General features: G+C 61.7%; 26 protein-coding genes and 1 pseudogene. 11 read left to right on the top strand and 16 right to left on the bottom strand.

Annotated elements, in window-relative coordinates:
* Window positions 1–47: 47 nt before the first annotated feature.
* A complete protein-coding gene (locus AC1VON_RS20465; protein WP_483124652.1) occupies window positions 48–173 on the top strand; it encodes a hypothetical protein in 126 nt (41 codons plus the stop codon).
* A 57-nt stretch (window positions 174–230) separates the two neighbouring features.
* Here AC1VON_RS20465 and AC1VON_RS20460 read toward each other — a convergent pair whose 3' ends face one another.
* From AC1VON_RS20460 to AC1VON_RS20445, 4 genes are all read right to left on the bottom strand, one after another.
* Window positions 231–596 (bottom strand): PRC-barrel domain-containing protein, encoded by a 366-nt coding sequence (locus AC1VON_RS20460; RefSeq protein WP_140773880.1) that lies wholly within the window; start codon window positions 594–596, stop codon window positions 231–233.
* Window positions 597–679: 83 nt separating this feature from the next.
* A complete protein-coding gene (locus AC1VON_RS20455; RefSeq protein ID WP_172350604.1) occupies window positions 680–883 on the bottom strand; it encodes a dodecin family protein in 204 nt (67 codons plus the stop codon).
* 86 nt (window positions 884–969) lie between these two features.
* Window positions 970–1,830 carry a 3-deoxy-8-phosphooctulonate synthase gene (gene kdsA, locus AC1VON_RS20450; protein WP_172350605.1) on the bottom strand — a complete coding sequence of 287 codons (861 nt, stop codon included), beginning with the start codon at window positions 1,828–1,830 and terminating at the stop codon, window positions 970–972.
* Window positions 1,827–2,717 (bottom strand): VOC family protein, encoded by an 891-nt coding sequence (locus AC1VON_RS20445; protein ID WP_483124651.1) that lies wholly within the window; start codon window positions 2,715–2,717, stop codon window positions 1,827–1,829. The genes kdsA and AC1VON_RS20445 overlap by 4 nt, the downstream gene beginning before the upstream one ends.
* Window positions 2,718–2,806: 89 nt before the next feature.
* Between AC1VON_RS20445 and AC1VON_RS20440 the strand changes: the two genes are divergently transcribed.
* Window positions 2,807–3,058: a hypothetical protein gene (locus AC1VON_RS20440; protein WP_483124650.1), complete on the top strand. Its 252-nt coding sequence runs from the start codon at window positions 2,807–2,809 to the stop codon at window positions 3,056–3,058.
* On the opposite strand, the gene AC1VON_RS20435 is transcribed toward AC1VON_RS20440, so the two are convergent.
* Together AC1VON_RS20435 and AC1VON_RS20430 are read right to left on the bottom strand one after the other, a co-directional pair.
* Window positions 3,028–3,318, bottom strand: coding sequence for a Dabb family protein (locus AC1VON_RS20435; protein WP_140773883.1), 291 nt, complete (start codon window positions 3,316–3,318; stop codon window positions 3,028–3,030). The genes AC1VON_RS20440 and AC1VON_RS20435 overlap by 31 nt on opposite strands.
* A gap of 169 nt (window positions 3,319–3,487) precedes the next feature.
* Window positions 3,488–3,622 carry a hypothetical protein gene (locus AC1VON_RS20430; protein WP_275451202.1) on the bottom strand — a complete coding sequence of 45 codons (135 nt, stop codon included), beginning with the start codon at window positions 3,620–3,622 and terminating at the stop codon, window positions 3,488–3,490.
* 108 nt (window positions 3,623–3,730) lie between these two features.
* On the opposite strand from AC1VON_RS20430, the gene AC1VON_RS20425 reads away from it, so the two are divergent.
* The 3 genes and pseudogenes from AC1VON_RS20425 (at window position 3,731) to AC1VON_RS20415 (ending at window position 5,708) form a co-directional block, all read left to right on the top strand.
* Window positions 3,731–3,898, top strand: coding sequence for a DUF1365 family protein (locus AC1VON_RS20425; protein WP_483124649.1), 168 nt, complete (start codon window positions 3,731–3,733; stop codon window positions 3,896–3,898).
* Window positions 3,899–3,957: 59 nt separating this feature from the next.
* A pseudogene (locus AC1VON_RS20420) lies at window positions 3,958–5,213 on the top strand (class I SAM-dependent methyltransferase).
* A gap of 189 nt (window positions 5,214–5,402) precedes the next feature.
* Window positions 5,403–5,708, top strand: coding sequence for a hypothetical protein (locus AC1VON_RS20415; RefSeq protein WP_483124648.1), 306 nt, complete (start codon window positions 5,403–5,405; stop codon window positions 5,706–5,708).
* Between the two features lie 147 nt (window positions 5,709–5,855).
* On the opposite strand, the gene AC1VON_RS20410 is transcribed toward AC1VON_RS20415, so the two are convergent.
* Window positions 5,856–7,544 carry a 5'-nucleotidase C-terminal domain-containing protein gene (locus AC1VON_RS20410; protein WP_483124647.1) on the bottom strand — a complete coding sequence of 563 codons (1,689 nt, stop codon included), beginning with the start codon at window positions 7,542–7,544 and terminating at the stop codon, window positions 5,856–5,858.
* Between the two features lie 148 nt (window positions 7,545–7,692).
* Entirely contained in the window at window positions 7,693–8,958 is a 1,266-nt protein-coding gene (locus AC1VON_RS20405) for an NAD(P)/FAD-dependent oxidoreductase (RefSeq protein ID WP_172350610.1), read from the bottom strand.
* Window positions 8,959–9,122: 164 nt separating this feature from the next.
* Here AC1VON_RS20405 and AC1VON_RS20400 point away from each other — a divergent pair, with 164 nt between their 5' ends.
* Entirely contained in the window at window positions 9,123–9,785 is a 663-nt protein-coding gene (locus tag AC1VON_RS20400) for a 5-formyltetrahydrofolate cyclo-ligase (protein WP_483124646.1), read from the top strand.
* Between the two features lie 130 nt (window positions 9,786–9,915).
* Here AC1VON_RS20400 and AC1VON_RS20395 read toward each other — a convergent pair whose 3' ends face one another.
* Window positions 9,916–10,389: an Lrp/AsnC family transcriptional regulator gene (locus AC1VON_RS20395; protein ID WP_010909317.1), complete on the bottom strand. Its 474-nt coding sequence runs from the start codon at window positions 10,387–10,389 to the stop codon at window positions 9,916–9,918.
* A 157-nt stretch (window positions 10,390–10,546) separates the two neighbouring features.
* On the opposite strand from AC1VON_RS20395, the gene ald reads away from it, so the two are divergent.
* Both ald and AC1VON_RS20385 read left to right on the top strand, forming a co-directional pair.
* Window positions 10,547–11,662, top strand: a complete 1,116-nt coding sequence (gene ald / locus AC1VON_RS20390; protein WP_172350612.1) for an alanine dehydrogenase — start codon at window positions 10,547–10,549, stop codon at window positions 11,660–11,662.
* A 213-nt stretch (window positions 11,663–11,875) separates the two neighbouring features.
* On the top strand, window positions 11,876–13,180 hold the full coding sequence (locus AC1VON_RS20385; RefSeq protein WP_172350613.1) for an outer membrane protein: 1,305 nt from the start codon (window positions 11,876–11,878) through the stop codon (window positions 13,178–13,180).
* A gap of 234 nt (window positions 13,181–13,414) precedes the next feature.
* On the opposite strand, the gene AC1VON_RS20380 is transcribed toward AC1VON_RS20385, so the two are convergent.
* The 6 genes from AC1VON_RS20380 to AC1VON_RS20355 all read right to left on the bottom strand — a co-directional run bounded on the left by AC1VON_RS20380 (window position 13,415) and on the right by AC1VON_RS20355 (window position 17,988).
* The gene (locus AC1VON_RS20380; protein ID WP_483126350.1) at window positions 13,415–13,882 is read right to left on the bottom strand and encodes a DUF1203 domain-containing protein; all 468 of its coding nucleotides are present in this window, start codon (window positions 13,880–13,882) and stop codon (window positions 13,415–13,417) included.
* Between the two features lie 180 nt (window positions 13,883–14,062).
* A complete protein-coding gene (locus AC1VON_RS20375) occupies window positions 14,063–14,620 on the bottom strand; it encodes an OmpA family protein (RefSeq protein ID WP_140773890.1) in 558 nt (185 codons plus the stop codon).
* Window positions 14,621–14,719: 99 nt separating this feature from the next.
* Window positions 14,720–15,283: a GNAT family N-acetyltransferase gene (locus AC1VON_RS20370; protein WP_172352979.1), complete on the bottom strand. Its 564-nt coding sequence runs from the start codon at window positions 15,281–15,283 to the stop codon at window positions 14,720–14,722.
* Window positions 15,284–15,288: 5 nt separating this feature from the next.
* Window positions 15,289–16,170: a 3-mercaptopyruvate sulfurtransferase gene (gene sseA / locus AC1VON_RS20365; protein ID WP_172350615.1), complete on the bottom strand. Its 882-nt coding sequence runs from the start codon at window positions 16,168–16,170 to the stop codon at window positions 15,289–15,291.
* A gap of 40 nt (window positions 16,171–16,210) precedes the next feature.
* Window positions 16,211–16,954, bottom strand: coding sequence for an alanyl-tRNA editing protein (locus AC1VON_RS20360; protein WP_483124645.1), 744 nt, complete (start codon window positions 16,952–16,954; stop codon window positions 16,211–16,213).
* The gene (locus AC1VON_RS20355) at window positions 16,954–17,988 is read right to left on the bottom strand and encodes a cysteine synthase A (protein ID WP_172350617.1); all 1,035 of its coding nucleotides are present in this window, start codon (window positions 17,986–17,988) and stop codon (window positions 16,954–16,956) included. Before AC1VON_RS20355 ends, AC1VON_RS20360 begins: the two co-directional genes overlap by 1 nt.
* Before the next feature lie 227 nt (window positions 17,989–18,215).
* Between AC1VON_RS20355 and AC1VON_RS20350 the strand changes: the two genes are divergently transcribed.
* Together AC1VON_RS20350 and AC1VON_RS20345 are read left to right on the top strand one after the other, a co-directional pair.
* Complete coding sequence (locus AC1VON_RS20350; protein ID WP_172350618.1) at window positions 18,216–19,037, top strand: SDR family oxidoreductase; 822 nt, start codon at window positions 18,216–18,218, stop codon at window positions 19,035–19,037.
* A 93-nt stretch (window positions 19,038–19,130) separates the two neighbouring features.
* Window positions 19,131–20,105, top strand: a complete 975-nt coding sequence (locus tag AC1VON_RS20345; protein WP_172350619.1) for an alpha/beta hydrolase — start codon at window positions 19,131–19,133, stop codon at window positions 20,103–20,105.
* A 106-nt stretch (window positions 20,106–20,211) separates the two neighbouring features.
* On the opposite strand, the gene AC1VON_RS20340 is transcribed toward AC1VON_RS20345, so the two are convergent.
* Window positions 20,212–21,633, bottom strand: coding sequence for a DEAD/DEAH box helicase (locus AC1VON_RS20340; RefSeq protein ID WP_172350620.1), 1,422 nt, complete (start codon window positions 21,631–21,633; stop codon window positions 20,212–20,214).
* A gap of 411 nt (window positions 21,634–22,044) precedes the next feature.
* Here AC1VON_RS20340 and AC1VON_RS20335 point away from each other — a divergent pair, with 411 nt between their 5' ends.
* Window positions 22,045–23,577: an acyl-CoA carboxylase subunit beta gene (locus AC1VON_RS20335; RefSeq protein WP_483124644.1), complete on the top strand. Its 1,533-nt coding sequence runs from the start codon at window positions 22,045–22,047 to the stop codon at window positions 23,575–23,577.
* Window positions 23,578–23,581: the final 4 nt, after the last annotated feature.

The following is a 23,581-nucleotide window of genomic DNA, read 5'->3' as shown; positions in this document are numbered from 1 at the left end:
CGGGTTATGGCTATTGTCGCGCGGGGCGAAACAGGAGGAGTTTCGCCATGTCCGAGTTGAGTGGTATTGTCAGTCTGTTTCTGATCGCGGTCGCGTTGCTGACATCATGCGACAATCAGCAGTCGCCGCCAAAGGCCATTGTTACTTTGCCGGCCTTGAGCACCAACGAGTGACGATGATGTGGAATCAAAAAGGGCCCCGTCGAAACGGGGCCCTTTTTGCCTGTGGGATCAATGCCAGTAGGGCGTGACCTTATAATACTCATAGGACGCGTCACGCGCGCTTTCACCGTCCGCGCCGGCCAGTTCATTGATGGAATAGGCGGGCGCCGCCTTCAGCTGCTCCTTCGAGAAGGGCACGACGTAGCCGCCCTTGTCTTCATCATAGTCGAGACTCGCCCAGGGAACGGCGTGATACTTCTCGCCGATACCAAGAAAGCCGCCAAACCCGATCACCGCGAACATGATGCCGTTCGACGTCTTGTCGAGCATGATGTCCTCGATGCTGCCGATGCTCTTGCCTTCTGTGTTGTAGACGGATGTGCCGATGACTCGCGAAGCGGCAATGGCTTCGGTGTGGCCTGTCTGTGTTGTCATGATCTGCTCCTCGTTGTCGTTGAACACTGCTTTGACAATGAGGAGGACGGGCGAAAGTTCCCGACTTTCTATGCTTCGGACAGTCACTCGGCGAGAATGAAAGTCACCTTCATGTTGACGCGGTAGGCCGAAATCTTGCCGTCCTCGACGACGATCTTCTGATCCTGGATCCAGGCGCCTTCCACGTTTTTCAGGGTTTTCGCCGCGCGGGCGATTCCCTTCTCGATGGCGTCCTGAAAACTCTTCTTCGATGACGAGGTAATTTCGGTGACGCGGGCGACAGACATGGCTTTCCTCCTGCCAAGACGCTCATTTGCCGGCCAAGCGTACAACCGGCCCCTGTCCACCACAAGCGGCGGCGGGACGCGCCCGCTCAGCGGCCCTTGGCTATCCGGTCGAAGGCCATCAGTCTTTCGAGAAGCGCTGGCATGTCCTTCAGCGGCACCATGTTCGGTCCGTCGGAAGAGGTCGAATTGTCGGGATCCTGGTGGGTCTCGATAAAGACGCCGGCAACGCCGACGGCGACGGCCGCGCGAGCCAAGGTTTCGACAAAGCGACGCTCGCCGCCTGACGAACCGCCCTGCCCGCCCGGCTGCTGGACCGAATGCGTGGCGTCGAAAATCACCGGAGCCCCGATTTCGGCCATGATGGGCAGGGCCCGCATGTCGGATACCAGCGTGTTGTAGCCGAAGGACGCGCCGCGCTCGGTGGTCAGGACATTGGCATTGCCGGAACCTGTGATCTTGGCGACCACGTTCTTCATGTCCCAGGGCGCAAGGAATTGCCCCTTCTTGACGTTGATGACCTTGCCGGTCCTTGCCGCGGCGACCAGCATGTCGGTCTGACGCGACAGGAAGGCAGGTATCTGCAGCACATCGACATGCGGAGCGACGATCGCACACTGCTCCTCGGTGTGGACATCGGTCAGCACGGGAAGCGAAAACGCCTTGCGCAGTTCGTCAAAGACGGGAAGCGCGGCATCCATGCCGGCGCCGCGTGTTGCCGACAGCGAGGTGCGGTTGGCCTTGTCGTAACTCGTCTTGTAGACGAGGCCGATGCCGAGCCTGCCGGTCAGTTCCTTCAGCGCGCCAGCCATGTCGAAGGCATGCTGGCGCGATTCGAACTGACACGGGCCGGCGATCAGCGCCAAGGCCGCATTGTTGTCGAAGACGACATTGCCGACCGTTACCGACGAATTGGGCGTCGTCGAATTGGACGCTTGGGGCTTGCTCATTGGATCTCCCGGAAGATGAAAGCCGCGCCCTGTCCGGATGCGGGCTGCACGACAATGTCAGTCCCCGCTATATCGTGCTGTATGGCATTGGCTGCAAGCAGGCTCGATGTGGCATTGGCGCTGCGGACCGCGAAGACGACCGCCGCGAAGCGAAGCTTCGTGGGTAAACCGGCCGAGACACCAAAACGCTCGGCGAAAGACACGGGATCGAGCACGCTCAGCGTTGCATTTGGCAAATGAAACGCTGAGCCCTGCACGCCGGCAGCGGGATTCCCCACCGCCACGGAAATCAGCCGAGACTGTTCGGCTGGGTGGTCGCTGATCGCCACCACTTCCACGATGCCTGTCGCGCTATTGGCGTGGGCCTGCAAAGCCGCGCGGTCCACATCAGGCGCATTGATGCGCTGGCAGGCAAAAAGGAACGCATCGGTTGTGTCATTGGCCGAGGCGAAGGCCAGCTTGAATGACGCCACGTCGCTTTTGCCTGATGTATCGGTGAAAGCGCGTGAAAAGCTCAGCGTGCCTCCCGCCGACAGGCCGGCCTCGACATAGCGCGCATGATCGGCATCGGCATTGTCGGTCCCCAGCACCACCGCGGAAAACCCCTCATCGCCGTGGCTTTCGCGGTAGAGGCGGTCGCGCGCGACGAAGACATTGCCTTCGGCGGCGGCCTTGATCGCGGCCTGTTCGCTGCCAATCGCAAGCGGCTCAAGATAGGTACCGTCGGCGAGGAAAACGCAACAGTTTTCCGTTCCAAAGGGATGGATGCCGGTCGGGGCGACGACGAAGCCGAGCGAAGTGAGCCGCGCTCGCGCCACATCGAGGTTCTGCGTCGGCAGCACCAGATGATCGAGCGGATGAATGCCGGCTGCTGTTGTTCGGGTCATGCAGGCGCGATGTGCATCATTCCGCAAAACCGTTCAAGGTTCTTCTCATCCGCCGCCGCAGGATGCGGCGGCATCCCCCCGCGCCGGGGATGCTCCGCTGTCCCGATTATCGATCGAGCGGCTACGGGTCGATCCTCAACTATCTGACGGTGCGCGGCGCGCTGAAAGCGGCGGCGCAGGGCCATTTCAGCGTCGTGCTGGCCGAGTTGAAGGCCTGGCGGAAGGCCACCAATCTGCCTGGCGGCCTTCATGTACTGCCGGGTTATCTGATGGGGCGTCGACCACGGCACCTGCTGGAGCAGGCACTTGATCAGCTGCCGGCCACGACATCGGCGGAATAGCGCAGTTCGCGCAAGGGTTTGACCTTGCTGGTGGTCTGCGCATAGAGCGGATGCGCCTTGTAAGCGGCCAGCGCCGCGTCATCGGCAAACTCAGCGTAGACGACAACATCAACTTCATCCGACAGCGGGTCGACCTTGGTGTTCAAAGTGACCTCGAAAAGGCTGGAATGAGGAATGTTGCCGAGCGCCAAAAGCCCGCTGCGCACAGCCTCCACATCCTCCTTGCGCCGGGCGCTGAAGAAAACGATATGCCGGATCAATTCCGCCTCCTCGATCTGAATGCAGGGGTCTTTAGTGACGGCGGTCCCCTGGCGTCAACCGTTCATGGAGCCACGCGTCCTTGCGACGCGCCCGCACGGTGCCGGACCTCATCTCGCGATGACGAACGGCTCGGATCTTCGGAAGGACGTCCAGGTTGGGAGGGACTATTCAGGCCTTGCCGGTGACGTAACGAACGACATGGGAGAGTTCCCTGACCGACATGTCGAGATACCGGCCCTGATTGTACAGGCCATCCCAGATCAGGAAGAATGCGATGGCGGCGATGACGATTACATAACGCATGGCTAAAACTATCGCACAGGCGTGGCGGCGGCCATAGCCGTTTTTGAGTTCGGGCAGCAACTCGACGCAAGGGAGAGATACCAAGCGCCACGTGGCACAGCCCAGCCAATGGCCTGCCTCTTGAAGTTCCCCCTCATGACGTGGAAGATTGTGACTGGCATTCGCTGGGAAGCGCTGAAGCTTTGGCTAACAGGCACGCGCTTTCGTTCGAGCCCGCCTCGCGCCGAACCCATGAGCTACCGGGACCAGGCAAGGGCGTTCGAACCTGGCGAATGATCCAAGAGAATTGTGGCTCGGCAATTTGCGCCGAAACCACGAAAATCCAGGGGCGTGAAATGGCACATGGGGAACATCACAGCGCAGCGCTGAGCGAAGCAGTCAGGCTCGACGAATTCAATTTCGCCGAGATCGTCAAGGGCCTGCCGGCCAAGGCGCGCATGGTGCTTTCGGCGGCGATGAACCTGCCGCGCGGTTCGCTCAAGGTCAGGATGCCGGACGGTCGCGCCGTTCTGGTCGGCGGCAAGGGGCCTGGCCCCGACGCCGAGTTGGTGTTGAAGAACTGGCGCCTGCCAGGCCGCGCCTTTTCCGGCGGCACGATCGGCGTTGCCGAATCCTATATGGACGGCGATTGGGAAAGCCCTGACGTGACCAGCTTCCTGGAATTGTTCGTGGTCAATTCGGCGATCGGCGAACGCGTCGCCGGCGGCGCCAGCTGGCTCATCAATACCGTCCAGCGCATCCGCCACTGGTTCAACGAGAACACGCGCACCGGTTCGAAGCGCAATATCTCGGCGCACTACGATCTCGGCAACGCCTTCTACAAGGAGTGGCTCGACCCGAGCATGACCTATTCCTCGGCGCTCTACGCCAACGGCGCCAATGATCTTGAAAGCGCCCAGGCCGCCAAATATCGGGCACTGGCCAGGGATACGGGTATCGGCGGAAAGGATCATGTGCTGGAGATCGGCTGCGGCTGGGGCGGCTTTGCCGAATTCGCGGCACGCGAAATCGGCTGCCGCGTTACGGGACTGACGATCAGCCGCGAACAGCACGACTTCGCCAAGGCACGCATCGCCAAGGCCGGGCTTGCCGACAAGGTCGACATCAAGCTGCAGGATTACCGCGACGAAACAGGGACTTACGACCGCATTGCGTCTATCGAGATGTTCGAGGCGGTCGGCGAAAAATACTGCCGGTGTTCTTCTCGAAGATGAAAGCTTGCCTGAAACCCGGCGGCACCGCGGGTCTGCAGATCATCACCATCAACGAAGCCGCTTACGACACCTATCGCGCCAGGCCGGATTTCATCCAGCGCTATGTATTTCCCGGCGGCATGCTGCCGACACCGTCGATCCTGAAGGCGCTCGGCAAGGATCATGGCCTTGCGCATCTGCGTGAGCGCGTTTTCCCCGACGACTATGCGCGCACACTCGCCGAATGGCGGCATCGTTTCTGGGCGTCGTGGGAGAAGATCGTACCGCTCGGCTTCGACGATCGCTTCAAGAAGCTGTGGGAGTTCTACCTGCACTATTGCGAAGCCGGTTTCCGCGCCAGCTACATCGACGTGCGCCAGGTGGTCTACAAGGCGTAGGTCGATATGCCAGTGGGCCGCCTTTTGGTGAACATCCCCGCACCGTCGAGCTTACGAGGTTAAGCCAAAGCGCCAATCGCGGCGTCTTGATGCGACGTGATGAAACCGCGATCGTGCGTCGGCCGTTCTCACGCATCGGACGCCCCGCGCCAAGATTACGCCGAGCGCCTCTGACCATAGGAGGCTTCCATGAAGCGAACACTTACCGCCATTGCCATCCTGCTTGCCGCGATATCCGCTGCCGATGCACGGCGCATAACCCCACCGACCGTCATGAACGATCCGCTGGGTGCCAGCATCGGTCCAACCATGACGCCTGGTGCCGGCGATCTCATCGACAACACACCAACCTCGACCATCCACGAGGTGCATGCTCCGGCCGGGATGACGCCCTTGACCGTGCCCAGCGACCCGACTGGCATGTCGCTCGAGCCGACGCAGCCAGTCAGCCCGCAAGCCCCCGCGACGGCACTGCCGCTGACCCCCGAAAACTAAGGGCCGCGCCATGCGCACCAGCCGGAGCAATCCCGAGAAACAAGACAAATTCCGGAATCGGTGAAAACGATCCGGAATTGCCTTCAATCGAGGAGATGGAGCGGTTCGGCGTTTCCCTGAAATGCCGAACCGTTTCAGGCCACCGGATCAAAGCAGGATGCGATATCTAGCAAAACCGGCTTCGCCCTCGCCCGCCGGTTCGATCTTCAGCGACTTCACATCGGCGATGAAGTCCTTTGCCTTGACGCCCGTCTCGAACACGACGCTGGTTCCCGGCAGCGGCGCGAACGACCAGTTGCCGTCGGCCGACGGGTTGATCGTGCCCTGGCTCACAATATAGCGAACGATGACGTCGCGGTTGGTGTCGGGCGCTTCGTAGATGATCTTGGAGGCATTGATGTCGGGGAAATTGCCGCCGCCGCCGGCACGGTAATTGTTGGTCGCGACGACGAATTTCTGATTGGGATCAATTTGTTTTCCGTCGAACATCAAGTCGACGATGCGATTGGCGCCGGCATTCGCCACGCCGCCCTTGGCATCATATTTCGGCGGCTGCGACAGATCGATCTTGTAGGAGACGCCATCGATGACATCGAAATTGTAGGACGGGAAATCGGTGTTGATGAGCGTCTGGTCGGTCTTCCCCGCCTCGATCCTGTTGAAGATGCCGGCCGACATTTCCAGCCATTCCTTGACCTGGGCGCCGGTGATTTCGACGGCGCGCACGGTGTTGGGATAGAGATAGAGGTCGGCGACGTTCTTGATGGCGATGTCGCCGGCAGGCACGTCGGTGTAGTAGTCGGCGCCGTTGCGCCCGCCTGCCTTGAAGGGAGCGGCGGCCGACAGCAGCGGCACGTCCTTCCACTGCGAGCTCTTGAGTATGTCCTTCAAGTACCAGGTCTGTGCCTGGCTGACGACCTGCACCGACGGATCGTCCGCGACCAGCGCGAAATAGGAATAGAGCGGCGCGGAGGTCTTGCCGACCGGACGGCGCACATAGGCCAGGGTCGCCTGGTGGTCCTGCTCGAGGGCGGCGACGAAGAACGAGGCGTTCTCCATCATGTCGCCCTGCTTCACATCAATGCCGGAATGCGAGAGCGCGATGACGATGTCGGCGCCCTCTTCCTTCATCTGCGGCACCCAGGCCTTGGCCGCCTCGACGATGTCGCGCGTCTTGACGTTGCCTTCGAGATTCTTGAGGTCCCAGACCATGATCTGCGGCGGCACGAAACCGATAATGCCGATCCTGATCGGCTGTTCGGCGCCCGAACCGTCCTTGATCTTCTTGTCGAGGATCACATAGGGCTTGAGGTAGAGCTTGTCGTCACGCGGGTTGGCGGCAAGCTCGGTGCCGCGGATCAGATTGGCGCAGACGAAGGGGAAATTGGCGCCGGCCAGCACCTTGTCCAGGAAAGACAGGCCGTAGTTGAACTCGTGGTTGCCGAGCGTCGAGCATTCATAGCCGAGCAGGTTCATGCCTTTCATGATCGGATGCAGGTCGCCGTCCTTGAGGCCTTTCTCGTAGGCGATGTAGTCGCCCATCGGGTTGCCCTGCAGCAGGTCGCCATTGTCGATCAGCATCGAGTTGACGGCTTCCTTGCGCACCGCGTCGATCAGGGATGCGGTGCGCGACAGGCCCATCGTGTCGTTGGCTTTGTCGGCGTAGTAATCATAGGGCAGCACGTTCACATGGATGTCGGTGGTTTCCATGATCCGAAGATGCGCCTGGTTAGCTTGAGCGCGGGCGGAGAAGGGATGAAGCACGATCAGCGCCCCTGTGGCTGCGGCGCCAGCGAGAAAACCGCGGCGGGAGACGGGGTGGAGCAGTTGCGACATGTTTTCTCCTGTTCGACTACCTGACGCCCTGCCCCGGAGCGAACTTCGCGCCGAAATAGGCTCAAGTCCACTCAAGAAGTCGCGCGCATCCGGACATCAGTCCATCAGCTGGAGATGACGCGCGGATGAATGGAACAGTGAAGAAAAGTCAGGTCTTGTCGTCGTCGCCCTGGGTGATCAGCCGAGCGCTGCGCTGGCCTGTGACGTAGATCCATAGCCAGCTCAGGGAAACCGCCAGCCGGTTGCGGAAACCGATCAGGAAATAGATGTGCGCAATTCCCCACAGCCACCAGGCGAGCCAGCCCGTGAGCTTGATCCAGCCGAAATCGATCGCGGCGGCGCGTTTTCCGATCGTCGCCAGGTCGCCGGCGTGCTTGTAGTGGAAAGGACGTACCGTCTTGTCGCCGGCAAGCCTGGCCTTGATGGTAGCCGCGACATGTCGGCCCTCCTGCTTGGCGGAAGGCGCCACGCCAGGTACCGGCCGTCCATCTGGCCTCAGCACAAGAGCGGCGTCGCCGATGACAAAAATCTCCGGACTGCCGGACACGCTGAGGTCTGGCTCGACGAGCACCCTGCCCGCGCGATCCGCCTTCGCGCCCAGCCATTCAGCGGCGGGCGAGGCGGCAACGCCGGCCGCCCACAGGATCGTCCGGGCTGCCAGCTGCTTGTCGCCAAACACAACACCCTCGGCGTCGCAGCGCGTGACGGCGCGGCCGAGCTCAACCGTCACGCCAAGACGCTCCAGCGCCTTGCTGGCGTAACCGGAGAGTTTCGGCGCGAAATTGGCAAGGATGCGGTCGCCGGCCTCGATCAGCACCACGCGCGTTTGCCGCGTATCGATATTGCGGAACTCGCCGCGCAGCGTGTCGTGTGCCAGTTCGGCGATGGTGCCGGCGAGTTCCACGCCGGTCGGCCCACCGCCGACGATCGCAATGGTCAGCAGCGCCTGGCGCCTGGCGGGATCGGTTTCGCGCTCGGCCTGCTCGAAAGCCAGGAGAATGCGCCGCCGAATGGTGGTGGCGTCCTCCAGCGTCTTCAAACCCGGCGCAAAAGGCTCCCATTCATCATGGCCGAAATAGGCGTGCCGCGCGCCGGTGGCCAGCACTAGCGTGTCGTAGGCGACCGCGCTGCCGTCATCGAGCAGCACGCGTCTGCCGGCACGGTCGACGCCGGTGACATTGGCCAGTAGCGTCGTCACGTCCTTGCGCTTGCGCAGGAGATGGCGGATCGGCCACGCAACCTCGGAGGTTGCCAGCGCGGTCGTCGCAACCTGGTAGAGCAGCGGTTGGAAAAGATGATGGTTGCGCTTGTCGATCATGGTGATGCGCACCGGTGCGCCGGCGAGCGCTCGGGTGAATTCGAGGCCGCCGAAACCTGCACCGACAACGATGACATGGTGGCTGGGTTCAGTCATCTCGTTCACCCCTGACGGCAAGATCGCCTGTCCTGAATGTAGGTATTTTTGTGCAACGCAGCAACAAAAGGACGGTGCCCGGGACTCGTCGTCCCATGTCGTGAATGCACAAGATGTATCGTGTCGCGAGGTATAGCCTGATCAAACACGCGATGAGGTGACGCATGGCTAACGATCATGACGACCAGGGTCCGGCACAGTATGCCTCGCCGCCCTGCTTCATGCATGAACTCGATCCGGCATTCCAGGCGCCGCTATCCGACTGGACCGATGTGAGACGCTGGCGCAAAGCCGAGCGCGAGCGGCTGATCGCAGCGCGACTCGCAGTTTCGGCCGACGCGCGAACGGCAATGTCTCAGCGCATCGCCGAAGGGCTCGACGCGATCATCGGCGATATCGCTGGCCGCACGGTCAGTCTCTACTGGCCGTTTCGCGGCGAACCGGACCTGCGGCCGTGGATGGCGGCGATCAATGAACGAGGCGGCCGCACAGCGCTGCCCATCGTCGTGGAGAAAGCGCAACCGCTGATCTTCCGCGCCTACAAACCGGGCGACCGGCTGGAAAAAGGCGTCTGGAACATCCCGATCCCGGCCGAGGGCGATCCGGTGCTGCCGGACATCGTCATCTCGCCGATCGTCGGCATCGATCCTGCAAACTATCGCCTGGGCTATGGCGGCGGCTTCTTCGACCGCACGCTGGCCGCCATGCCGTTCAGGCCGCTGGTCATCGGAGTCGGCTACGAACTGCAGCGCATCGCGACCATCTATCCGCAGCCGCACGACATTCCGATGGATCGGATTGTCACGGAAGCCAGCCAGATGTGTTAAGATTCAGGTCAGGCCGTGCCGAGAATGGCGAGGTCTGAGAATCGGAACGGAGCAGACATTCGGGTCCGTGAGCATCGAAAGCGCGAGACCTTGCCGTTCGGAGGCCCGCGTCACCTGAATATCAATACGTCTAAGCCATCTCCGGCTTCATGCCCATGGCGGTGCGGTCGACGATTTCACGCAAGGCAAAGGACGAGTTGATCTTGGTGACATGCGGCATGGCCGACAGCCATTCCTTGTGGATGCGCTCATAGTCGACCAGGTCCTTTGCCGCGATGCGCAGGATGTAGTCGTATTCGCCCGACATCAGGTGGCAGGACAGCACGTTGGGGCACCGCTTGATTGCCGCCTCGAAATCCGACAGCGTCTTCTCGAACTGGCCCGACAAGGATATATGCACGATCGCCGTCATCTGATGACCGAGCGCTGCATTGGAAAGCCGGGCGTGGTAGCCGCGAATGGTTCCGGATTTTTCCAGATTATCGAGCCGGCGCGAACAGGCCGATTGCGACAGGCCAACCTTCTCGGCGAGCGCCGCATTGGGTATCCTGCCATCCTTCTGCAATGTCTCAAGAATGGCGATATCGATCCTGTCGAGCGGCATTTTTCGTGAATCCTGCGAATATCCGGCCATTTGGCGCAACAATTATCGAAACGTGCCTGTCCGCGCAAGCGCATTCGCAAACACTTGCGCGCCGATTCGTGGTTCACTCAGACGATACAGGGAGTGAGCCCAAAAGGGCCCGGATCAGGAGAAGACAATGCGCGTCGGCTGCCCCAAGGAAATCAAGAACCACGAATACCGTGTCGGCCTCACGCCCGGCTCGGTTCGCGAATATGTGGCGCACGGCCATGAAGTACTGGTCGAGACTGGTGCCGGTGCCGGCATTGGCGCCGATGACAATGCCTATCGCGCCGCCGGCGCCACCATCGCCAAGACCGCCGCCGACGTGTTCGCCAAGTCGGACATGATCGTCAAGGTCAAGGAGCCGCAGCCCAATGAATGGGCGCAGCTGCGCGACGGCCAGATCCTGTACACCTACCTTCACTTGGCTCCGGACCCGGAACAGACCAAGGGCCTGCTCGCTTCGGGCGTGACCGCGATCGCCTACGAAACCGTGACCGACGATCGTGGCGGCCTGCCGCTGCTCGCGCCGATGTCGGAAGTCGCCGGCCGCCTGTCGATCCAGGCCGGCGCCACGGCGCTGCAGAAGGCAAATGGCGGCCGTGGCGTGCTGCTCGGCGGCGTGCCCGGCGTGCTTCCCGGCAAGGTCACCGTGCTCGGCGGCGGCGTCGTCGGCCTGCATGCCGCCCGCATGGCTGCCGGTCTTGGCGCCGACGTCACCATCATCGACCGCTCGATCCCGCGCCTGCGCCAGCTCGATGACCTCTTCGCCGGCCGTGTGCATACCCGCTATTCGACCGTCGAGGCGCTCGAGGAAGAATGCTTCTCGGCCGACATCGTCGTCGGCGCCGTACTGATCCCGGGCGCCGCGGCGCCGAAGCTCGTCACCCGCGAAATGTTGTCGGGCATGAAGAAGGGCTCGGTGCTGGTCGACGTCGCCATCGACCAGGGTGGCTGCTTCGAAACCTCGCATGCGACGACTCACGCCGAGCCGACCTACGAGGTTGACGGCGTTATCCACTATTGCGTCGCCAACATGCCAGGTGCCGTGCCGGTGACCTCGGCCCATGCGTTGAACAACGCGACACTGCACTACGGCCTGCAGCTCGCCGACAAGGGCCTGAAGGCGCTGGTCGACGACCATCATTTGCGCAACGGCCTCAATGTCCACAAGGGCAAGATCACGAATCGTGCGGTGGCCGAAGCGCTGGGCTACGAACTGGTCGAGCCGAAAGCCGTTCTGGCCGCGTAATACACCCAGAAAAAGTCAACGTGCTAATTGCTGCCCGCCGGATTTCTCCGGCGGGCTTTTTACTGGCCTATCCAGGCCGACAAGCCTGGTTGCTGGTCAGGTCGGTGTCAGCTGCGGAGGCAGGTTGCCTGAGACTGTTGCATTTTTGTCATACCCAAATTGACCGACTCCCTGTTAGGAACAGCTTGGGTTTATTACTAGGGGTACGGGCTAATGCTTACTCGCGTTTCCGCGAAATCTTTTCTTTTCGGTGCTGTCTCTGTCGTGGCTTTGATGTCCGCGGCCCACGCGGCAGACGTCGTACAGCCAGTGGAAGCCTCCGGTTTCAATTGGAGCGGTGTTTATGTCGGCTTTGGCGTTGGCGCCGGAGCCAACGTTCATGAGTTGGGCAGTGATTTTGCTCCTATCTCGCTGAACGGCATCGGCGGCGAAGGCGTTTACGGTGAACTGACCGCCGGCTATGACTACATGGTGTCGCCCCGCTTTCTGCTCGGTGGATTGCTGGACGTCCACGTGGGCGATATCAAAACCAAGATCGATGCCGCCGGTCTCAACGCCTCGATCCAAGAGACATACGGTTTCGACGCTGGCCTGCGCGTAGGCTATCTGTTTACCCCGAATACACTGGGCTACGTGCTCGGCGGCTATTCCTGGCAGAAGTACAAGCTCGATACCAATGCTGGCTTCGGCTTTGATTGGGACCAGAGCGGCTACTTCGTCGGCGGCGGCATTGAAACGGCCATCAACAGCAACTGGACGATCAAGACTGAGTACCGTTATACGCGCTTCGGCACCAAGGGAGATCTCCTCTCAGAGGCGGGCCTTATCGGTGCGCCGGATGGCCTTCTCAACTTCGATACGTCGCGGCATACGTTCCAGATTGCAGCCAACTACCGTTTTGGCGCGCAGAATGGCGGCGGTGCTACTTTTGAAACCCCCGCCTACAACTGGACCGGTTTCTATATCGGTGGCGCGGGTGGCGCGGGTGCGTCCGTGCACCAGATCGAAATTCCGCCGCTCGGCGGCGCCAAGTTCAATGGCCTCGGTGGCGAAGGCGCGTTTGGAGAGTTGAACGTTGGTTACGACCAGGATTTCGGCAGTTGGGTCGCAGGCGTCATGGTGGATGCTCGCTACTCCGGCATGACCTCGAAGCTGGACCTCGGCGTCGGATCGATCAATGTCGATACCGACTACGGCTTCGATGTTCTTGGCCGCGTCGGCATGAAGATGAACGAATCGACGCTCGCCTACGCACTGGCTGGCTATAGCTGGCAGCATTTCGACCTGAATGCTTCCGACCCGGTCGGCGATATCCTCGATTGGGGCTCCAGCGGTTTCTCGGTTGGTGGCGGCCTGGAAACAGCCGTGTCCAGCAACATCACCGTCGGTGTCGAATATCGCTATTCGCAGTTCGCCAAGAAGGATTTCTCGTCGGAGTTGGGGCTGGCTGACGATTCCATCACCTCCACGTCTTCTTTCCACACCGTGCGTCTCGGCGCGAAGTACAAGTTCAACTAAAAAGCCCTCCAGGCAATAGTTGCAGCCCGTCGGTTTGGCCGACGGGCTTTTTTTGTTGTGCGGCAAACAGTTGGGAAAAGCGCGGGCAACAAAAAAGCGGAGCCAAAGCCCCGCTTCCTCGATATCGAGATTGCCGCCGGTTCATCCGCGGTCGGCCAATCGATCGACAATCGCTTTCTATCGTATCTATGCGACGGGAGTACGACAGAGTTTCCTGCCGGCGGTCCGCGCGGTTCAGGCCCGTTCGATCCGGCATTGATAGCAGTTGTTGCGCGCCGAGCGGACATGCACATAGGCAATATCGTCGCGTTGGAACAAGGCCTCGGCCCTTGCGGCAATCGCCCCGGTCGGGGTGACAGCGCCGCTGCCGTAGACGATACGGTCGTCCCCGCCATAGCCGCGCACGATATAGTCCGGGCTTTCGAGGATTTCGGGTAGCGCATCGGTCTCGGCCGCACGCTCGCATTCTTCGGCATGCAGGAAGATCGGACCGGTCTCGGCATAGGGTTGAAGACCCGGGAAAGGCCGGAAAGCCAAGACAAGATAGGCGTCGCCGGCTGCGATGTTCTTGAGACAGTGCCGGCAAGGCATGCCATCGCCGTCGGAGACGTTCCGCTCTGGCGTATGGCCGTAAGCATCGGGTCCGCCGCGCTGCAGGGCTCTGACATGTTCGGTGGGTAGCGCCTTGAACTGAATGGTCATCATGGAGATCTCCGGCTCGTCGACCGGACATTATGGGCTCTGGCCGGTGCGTCCCACCCGATTCTTGCCAAGGATCGAGGGACCGATCCGATGTCGGCGATCGATCCCTCGTACCAAGCAACAGTGATCGCGCCAGATCCATGAAACCAGCCGGCCAGATAAAGCCAGCGAAACCCCGAATCAGCGAATGAAATCGTCGAAGCGCCGCAACGTCACCCTGCGGTTCTGCCAGTTTTCGTTCTGCGTCGGCACGAGCAGGAACTCCTCGCCGTAGCCGACGGTTTCCAGGGCATAGCCGGGTACGCCGAATTCGCGCACCAGCGTGCGCTTCAGCGAGGCGGCACGCTGTTCGGAGAGGATCTGGTTCGACTGAAAGGATCCGACGGCATCGGTATGCCCCTCGATCAGCACGCGCGCACCGGGATCGCGGCGCAGGATGCGCCGAAGCGCATTGGCGATGGTCTCGATCTTGTCGTATTGCGAGCTGGAAATGGCGGCCGAGCCGAAGGCGAAATTGATCGACTGGATGTCGATCGAGCGCGCCATGCGGCGCAGATCCGGCCGGCGCTTGAATTCGCGAATGGTGACGCGCTCGTTCGGCCGCAGCTTCACCCGGGGCGCCGCCTCGAGTTTGCGCTCGATCGTCGCGGCGGAAGGTGTCGTCGCTTGCGCAGCGGCAAGGCTCGGCATCGCAATCGCAGCGATCAGCGCGGCGGCCAGTGTACGGCGTGTCAGCATATCTTTTCTCCTTCGGCCTCTGCCGCATTGATGATGCGGGCAACATGCCAAAGGCAGGCTGAAGCGCCGATGAACGAAAGGTTCAGATTCCCGCTGGGGTTACGGCCGCATGACGCTGGCCGAACGCTCGGCGAAAGGCAGCGGGTGCACGACCTCCTTCTTCTGCGCGACCGGACTGAAACCGAGCTTCTGGTAAAGTGGGAGTGCCGCCGGATGGTCAAGCGTACAGGTTTGCACCGTCACCCGTTTCGGTCCATATGACCACGCGGCCGCAATCGCCGAACCCAGGAACCAGCGGCCGAGGCCCTGCCCGGTGGCATGTTCCATCATGCCGAAATAGGCAAGTTCGACTTCCTCCGGCAGATGCGGCTTGATGTCGAAGAAACCTGCCGGCGCGCCATCGAGATAAAGCACCCTGATGTCGCGATCCTCGCGGTGGATGCCGGCTGAAAGTTCATCGTCATTCAGCCTGAGAACATTCACCCAGTGCCATTTGCGTCCCACCCGGTCCATCAGGTAGCGATAGAAATGCAGGGGAATGTCCCTGGTCTTCAAAAGCGCGACCTGGCGGTTGTAAGGCACTGGCGGCGAGACGGCAGGAGGGGCATGCATTTCGAGAAAAGTCACCGTGACTTCAATGTCCTGCAGCACGCCGTTTTCCATCGCGTTCATTCCTTGCCGGTCTTTTCGGGGCCGGTCTTCGCGGGGCCTGTTGCGACAGGCGTGTCGGAGAGCCCGCCCCACTCGGTCCATGAGCCGTCATAGAGCCTGTTGTCGGTGTGGCCAAGCGTCTCCAGGGCGAGCGTAAGCACCGCCGCGGTGACACCGGAGCCGCAAGACGTGACGATGGGCTTCGACAGGTCAATGCCGGCATCCTCGATCACCTTGCGCAAACGCTCCTTCGACAGCAGCGAACCATTCTCCGACAGTGCGGAATACGGCACATTGCGCGCGCCCGGCATATGGCCTGAACGGATGCCGGCACGGGGTTCGGGCTCGGCACCGGTGAAGCGGCCGGGTCCGCGAGCATCGGCAACCTGGCTGGCGCCGGTCTCGACGATCCGGCGCATGTCGGCGAGGCTGGCGACGCGACCTGCGTCGAAATCGGCGTGGAATACACTCGGCGCGATCCTTGTCGGCTCGGCCGTGACCGGCCGCCCGGCCGCTTTCCAACCGTCGAAGCCGCCGTCGAGAATGTAGACCTGGAAAACACCCATGATGCGGAACATCCACCATGCCCGGGGTGCCGAGAAGAACCCCGGACCGTCATAGATGACGATGGTGTCGTCGGCCGTGACGCCCATCGCTCCGACATATTGCGCGAAATGCCGAGGCGACGGCAGCGTATGCGGCAAGGCAGCGTCAGGATCCGAAACCGCATCCTGGTCCAGGAAGCGGGCGCCGGGGATGTGGGCGGCTTGATACTCGGCACGCGCGTCGCGCTTCTGCGCCGGCAAGTACCAGGATGCGTCCACGATTGTCAGGCCGGGCTCGCCCAGGCGTCCCTGCAGCCAGTCCGCGTCGACGATAAAAGGACTGTCTTCGGCCATTGTGGTTCTCTCTATCCCGGGTAAGGCAAAGGGTTGCGTGTCAGGCGGCCGGCATTGGGCCGAAGCGGATACGGAAACGCCTGTTCTCACGGCCTTTCTTTTCGATCTTGCCGATGTGGATCTCGCCGATTTCGCCGGTGCTGTTCACATGCGTACCGCCGCAGGGCTGGCTGTCGACCGTGCCATTCTCACCGATGCAGACCAGGCGGATCTTGCCGGTGCCGACCGGCGGCCGGACGTTCTTTGACTTCACCAGGCCGGGGTTCGCGGCGAGTTCCTCGTCGCTGATCAGCCTGGTGAAAATCGGATGATCGGCCCGCACCAGGCCCATCAGGCTCGCGGTCACCTCTTCCTTGCTGAAACTGGCGTCCGGAATATCGAAATCGACACGGCTGTCGTCCTCGGAAACCGCGGCACCCGTGATCGGGAACGGGCAAACGACTGTAAGCAGGTGACAGGCCGCATGCATGCGCATCAACAGGTGCCGGCGTTCCCAGTCGATGGCGAGTTTGACCTTCTCGCCAGCCGCCAGGGCCGCCTGCTCGGGCGCCGGCACATGGATGATCTCGTCCTTGGTCTCCCCCGTGATGGTGGCGGCGATGGCGATGTGGCTGCCGTCGGCGCGCTCGAGATAACCGGTGTCTCCAGGTTGTCCACCCGAAGTGGCGTAGAAGATCGTCCGGTCGAGAATGATGCCGCCACGATCATTGACGGCAACAACCGTCGCATCCGCCGTGCGCAGGTAGGCATCGTCGCGAAACAGCGCTTCGGTTTTGTACGCCATCACGAGACCTTTTCGAATGGCACCGAAATCTTGCTCCGCAGTTCCATCCAGCCCGGCACGGGAAGATTCTTCTCGCGCAGGAATTCCGGGTTGAACAGCTTCGACTGATAGCGCGTGCCGTAGTCGCAAAGAATGGTCACGATGGTATGACCGGGGCCCAATTCCCTGGCCAGCCGGATCGCGCCGGCGATGTTGATGCCGGTCGAGCCGCCGACGCAAAGACCCTCTTCCTGAATGAGATCGAAAACGATCGGCAGTGCGTCCTCATCCTTGATCTGGAAGGAGAAGTCCGGCGTGAACCCTTCGAGATTGGCTGTGATGCGCCCCTGCCCGATGCCCTCGGTGATCGAGCTGCCCTCCGACTTCAATTCGCCGCTGGTGTAGAAACTGTAGAGCGCGGCGCCCAGTGGATCAGCGAGCGCGATCTTCACATCCTTGCTCTTGGCCTTCAGTCCGAAAGCAACGCCGGCAAGTGTGCCGCCGGACCCCACCGCCGAGACGAAACCATCGACCTTGCCGCCGGTCTGGCTCCAGATTTCCTCCGCCGTGGTGCGGATATGGCCGTCGCGGTTGGCGACATTATCGAACTGGTTGGCCCATATGGCGCCGTTCGGCTCGCTCCTGGCCATCTGCTCGGCCAGACGTCCCGACAGTTTCACGTAGTTGTTGGGGTTCTTGTAGGGCACGGCCGGCACCTCGATCAGCTCGGCGCCGAGCAACCGGATCGTATCCTTCTTTTCCTGGCTCTGCGTATCCGGGATGACGATGACGGTGCGATAACCCAGCGCCTTGGCGACCAGTGTCAGGCCGATGCCCGTGTTGCCGGCCGTGCCCTCGACGATGACACCACCCGGCTTCAACAGGCCGCGCTGTTCGGCGTCACGGATGATGAACAGGCCGGCGCGATCCTTGACCGATTGCCCCGGATTCATGAACTCGGCCTTACCTAGGATCTCGCAGCCGGTTTCTTCGGAAGCCTTGTTGAGGCGGATCAGAGGCGTGTTGCCGATCGCGTCGATCACAGAACGGGGCATTCAGGATTCCTTGTGTGCGTGCGCCGAAACCCTAGAAACCCGACGCTGCGGTTTCAAGGCAAGAATTTGCCTGGTCCAGTCGCATTTCCAGCATTGCGCTGCATTGGCGTTCCCGAGGCCGAGCTTGGTATCGCACAGTTCATTTTGCACTTGTGGTCGAAAAGCGCTCTTTTCATTCGATTTCCTGACCGCTAGAGCAAGGCACCAACAACTCGGCAGGGCGCAGCATGACACTCTATCGGGCCGATCCGAAACACGGCGTCGCCTGGGTCACAGGCGGCAGCAGCGGCATTGGCCGCTCGCTGGCCAGGGATCTGGCGTCCCAAGGCTACGCGGTGGCGGTAACCGCGCTGGACGACGATCCTATCGACACGCTCATTGTCGAGACCGCGCAGATGCCGGGCAGTGTCACCGCTTTTCCCTGCGACGTGACCGACGAACCGCGCATGGCAAGAACGGTCGCGGCGATCGAGAAGGAGCTCGGTCCGATCGTGCTCGCGGTCTTCAATGCCGGAAACTACATCTCGACGCCCGGAGAGGCTCTCGTCGTCAAGGACTTTCGCAAGTCCTTCGAGGTCAATTATTTCGGCATCATCAACGGGCTGGTGCCGGTCGTGGAGCATATGCGCGTGCGATCACGCGGCCATGTCGTGCTGGTCGGATCGGTCACCGCCTATTTCGGCTGGCCGACCACCGCCGCCTATGGCGGCACCAAGGCGGCGATCAACATTCTGGCAGAGTCGCTGAAGTACGATTTCGACAAGATGAACATCCGCGTCCAGGTGATAAACCCCGGTTTTGTCGACACGCCGCTGACTGAAAAGAACATGCTGCCAATGCCGGGCCTGATGCCGGTCAGCCGAGCAACGCGCCGCATGGTGAAGGCGATCAAATCCGGTGGTTTTGAAGTCACCTTTCCGTACCGGACGAGCTGGCCGCTGAAATTTCTCGCCCTCTTGCCCCGACCTGTGTGCCGATGGGTGATCAGCCTGATGACCAGTTGGAAGGCACGGCCGCTTAATTACGACCGCAAACCGCCAAGCGAATAGGATGCCCACAGGATTGGTGGTTTGGCTGCCTGGGCGGCCGTTGCCTGTTCATGGCCACCGCCATAGGCTTGTTGTTGTTGCGTGGAGTCTGCAATGGGGCGACGGATCGTGCTTGCTGTGCTGGGCCTGATCGCCGTCCTTGCACTGGCCATCGTCCTCGGTCCACGCGTTCCCGTCGACACCACGATCCGCTTCGATCCTTCCGCCATCGGCGACGATCCGCAGGCCTATGTGGCGAAGGTGGAAGCCGCCGTGCCCGGTATCCGCGACGGGCTGGAGAAGGAGATCGTCTGGGCCAACCCGATGGTGCATGCCAAGACGCCGCTGTCGATCGTCTATATCCACGGTTTTTCCGCTTCCAAAGGCGAAGTCCGCCCCCTGCCCGACGAGGTGGCCGACCAGCTCGACGCCAACCTCTTCTACACCCGCCTTACCGGTCACGGGCAAGACGGCGCGGCGATGACGCAGGGCAGCGTCAATGCCTGGATCAACGACTATGAGGAGGCGCTCGCCATCGGTCGGGCGATAGGCGACAAGGTGATCGTCATCTCGACCTCGACCGGCGGCTCGCTGGCGGCGTGGGCGGCAACACAACCCGGCGCGTCGGATGGCGTGGCGGCCATTGCATTCATCTCGCCCAATTTCGGCGTGAAGGCGTCAGGTGCCGAGATCCTGACCATGCCGTGGGGCAAGCAGATCGCCGAACTCGTCATGGGCAAGGAACGCAGTTTCGTGCCGCGCAACGCGCTGCACGAAAAATTCTGGACCACCAAATATCCGGTTGCCGCGACGCTGCCGATGCAGGCGCTGACTGAACTCGCCTATGGAGCGCCCGTGGAGAAAGCTGATATCCCTGCCCTGTTCATCTTCTCAGACTCGGACAGGGTGGTGCGGCCTGACCGCACCCGCGAAATCGCCGGCCGCTGGGGCGCGCCGCACGAACTGGTACCGGTCGACGACACCGGCGACCCGGACAACCATGTCATCGCCGGCGACGCGCTGTCACCATCGACCACGGCTTTCCTGGCGCAACGGATTACCGTCTGGGTCGAGGCGGTGGCGAAGTAAGGTTCAGAAAACAAAGAGGGCGACCGAAGCATCGCTTCAACCGCCTTCATATTTATCAGTCAGGCAATCACCCAACCATCAAGGTTTGGCCGACTACCGCGAAGCGTCAGGCAGCCCGCGCTGCCGGCCGCTTGCCGCCGAAGCGGCGCTTGTTGTTGCCCTTGAAGGGTTTCGCGCCTTCCGGCTTGCGCTCGCCGGCAAACGCCGGCTTGTCGCCGAAGCGCTTCTTGCCGAAGCCGTTGCCCTTGTTCTCGCCGCCTGGACGCCGGCCGTCGCGACGGCCATTGCGGTCGTTGCGATCATTGGCGGGCTCGAAGCGCTCGTTCTTTTCCGCCGGATTGCGCTGCGGATCGGGGCTGCCGAGATGGTCGGCAACGATCGGCAGCTTGGTGCGGATGATGCGCTCGACCTGGCGCAACTTGCTGTTTTCAGAAGGATCGCAAAGCGTGATCGCGATGCCGTCCATGCCGTTGCGGCCGGTACGGCCGATCCGGTGGACGTAGCTTTCGGCCTCGTCGGGCAGGTCGAAATTCACGACATGGCTGATGCCGGGCACGTCGATGCCGCGCGCGGCGATGTCGGTCGCGACCAGAATGCGCACTGATCCGTCACGAAAATCGTTCAGCGCCTTCTGACGGGCATTCTGCGACTTGTTGCCATGGATGACGGCGGCCTTGAAGCCATCGCGCTCGAGGTCCTTGGTCACCCGGTCGGCGCCATGCTTGGTGCGCGAAAAGATGATGACGGACTTCATCGCCTCGTCGGCGAGCATCGTCGACAGCACCTGGCGCTTCTGCTTGGTGCGGGCGAAGACGACGCCCTGCACGATCTCGGCTGCCGCCGTGCTTTGCGGCGAGACTTCGATGCGAACCGGGTTCTTCAACAGGCCCTTGGCCAGTTCGGCGATCTCGTCCGGCATGGTGGCCGAGAACAGCGCCGTCTGGCGATCAGGCGCGGTCGCCTTGGCGATGCGCTTGACGTCGTTGATGAAGCCCATGTCGAGCATGCGGTCGCCCTCGTCCAGCACCAGCCATTTGGTGTCGGAGAGGATGAGGTCACCCTCGCGCACCAGGTCGGTCAGCCGGCCGGGCGTGGCAATCAGGATGTCGACGCCGGGCGCGACCTTCTTCACCTGGCTGAAGCGGGAAACGCCGCCCAGCACGAGTGCCGTGGAGACATGAGCGCCCTTGGCGAGGATCTTGATGGTGTCCTCGATCTGTACCGCGAGTTCGCGGGTCGGCGCCAGGATGAGCGCGCGAGTCGTCTTGGCGCGCCGCTTGGTGCCGAGCGCGATGATCTTCGACAGGATCGGCAGCGCAAAGGCCGCGGTCTTGCCGGAGCCCGTCTGCGCGATGCCGAAAATGTCACGGCCTTCCATCTGCGGCGGGATGGCCTGCATCTGGATCGGCTTCGGTTCGGTGAAGCCGGCATTGTGGGTGGCCTTGAGCAGCGCACCGGTAATTCCCAGCGCCGCGAAACCGGAGAGTTCCGCGGTGTCGTTGCCGGGCAATGTGTTTTCGTTGGTCAAAATAATCTTCTTTCAAGCGGCCTCTTGGCCGCAAACATCAATGGCGGCAGGGCGCAACCTGCCGTCGAAAAATTTGATATGAAACGACAAGGCGGGCGGACGTGTGCGTCCACTCGGCTGCGCTGTCGTGCCCGCAGGCATCATGCCACGGGGCTTTTTCGCCACTTTATGATGTACCGGAAAGAGGGCCGATATACCGGAAAGAGGGAAAACAGACGCAACCAGTCTCATTTGTCGAGAAGGCCGGAATCTCCCGGCCCAAGCGCCTATAGGCTGCATATGGCTGAGTTCGCCCCGGAATGCAAGGGGCACCATGTTGCAGCGCAGCAAAAACCAGCCAAAGCCGACGCTTGCGCTCCCCGGCGGGCATCATTACCACAAAGGTAGCTTTCCGTTTCTGGGGACCAGGTGATGAAGGACGTGCTGAAGGAACTCGAGCGTCGGCGCGAGATCGCCCGCATGGGCGGTGGCCAGGCCCGAATCGACGCCCAGCACAGGAAGGGCAAGCTGACCGCGCGCGAACGCATCGAGGTGTTTCTCGACGAGGGTTCGTTCGAGGAGTTCGACATGTATGTCGAGCATCGCTCGACCGATTTCGGCATGGAGAAGACCAAGATCGCCGGCGACGGCGTCGTCACCGGCTGGGGCACGGTCAACGGCCGCCCGGTCTATCTCTTCGCCAAGGATTTCACCGTGTTCGGCGGCTCGCTGTCGGAAGCCCATGCCGAGAAGGTCATCAAGGTGCAGGAGATGGCGCTGCGCAACCGCGCGCCGATCATCGGGCTCTACGATGCCGGCGGCGCCCGCATCCAGGAAGGCGTGGCGGCGCTCGGCGGCTATGCCGAGATTTTTCAGCGCAATGTGCTGGCCTCCGGGGTCATTCCCCAGATTTCCGTGATCATGGGCCCATGCGCCGGCGGCGACGTTTATTCGCCCGCCATGACCGACTTCATCTTCATGGTGCGCGACACCTCCTACATGTTCGTCACCGGCCCGGATGTGGTCAAGACCGTCACCAACGAGACGGTGACGGCGGAAAGCCTCGGCGGCGCCTCGGTCCACACGACGAAATCCTCAATCGCCGACGGCGCCTATGACAATGACGTCGAGGCACTGCTGCAGATGCGCCGGCTGGTCGATCTTTTGCCTGCTTCGAACACATCAGAGATTCCCGAGATCGAATGCTACCAGTCGGTGACCGACCATGACCTGTCGCTTGACCGGCTGATCCCCGACAACGCCAACAAGCCCTACGATATCAAGGAACTGATCCTGAAGATCGCCGACGAGGGCGACTTCTTCGAGATCCAGCAGAATTTCGCCAAGAACATCGTCACCGGTTTCGGCCGGGTCGAAGGCCGCACGGTCGGATTCGTCGCCAACCAGCCGATGGTGCTAGCCGGCGTGCTCGATTCCGACGCCAGCCGCAAGGCGGCGCGATTCGTGCGCTTCTGCGACTGTTTTTCCATCCCGATCGTCACTTTCGTCGATGTCCCCGGATTCCTGCCCGGTACCGCGCAGGAATATGGCGGGCTGATCAAGCATGGTGCCAAGCTGCTCTTTGCCTATGCCGAAGCGACCGTGCCGAAGATCACCGTAATCACCCGAAAGGCCTATGGCGGCGCCTATGACGTGATGGCCTCAAAACATCTGCGCGGCGACATGAACTATGCCTGGCCGACGGCGCAGATCGCTGTCATGGGCGCCAGGGGCGCGGTGGAAATCATCTACCGCAAGGACATTGGCGACGCTGAAAAGATCGCAGCCCATACAAAGACTTATGAGGATCGCTTCCTGTCGCCCTTCGTCGCCGCCGAGCGCGGTTATGTCGACGAGGTGATCATGCCGCACTCGACCCGCCGCCGTATCGCGCGCGCGCTCAGGATGCTGCGCAACAAGGACATGCAGAACCCCTGGAAGAAGCACGACAACATCCCGCTGTGAAGCG

The sequence above is a fragment of the Mesorhizobium sp. HAY1-8B genome (assembly GCF_056868045.1).
This window is presented reverse-complemented; position numbering and strand designations above follow the sequence as displayed.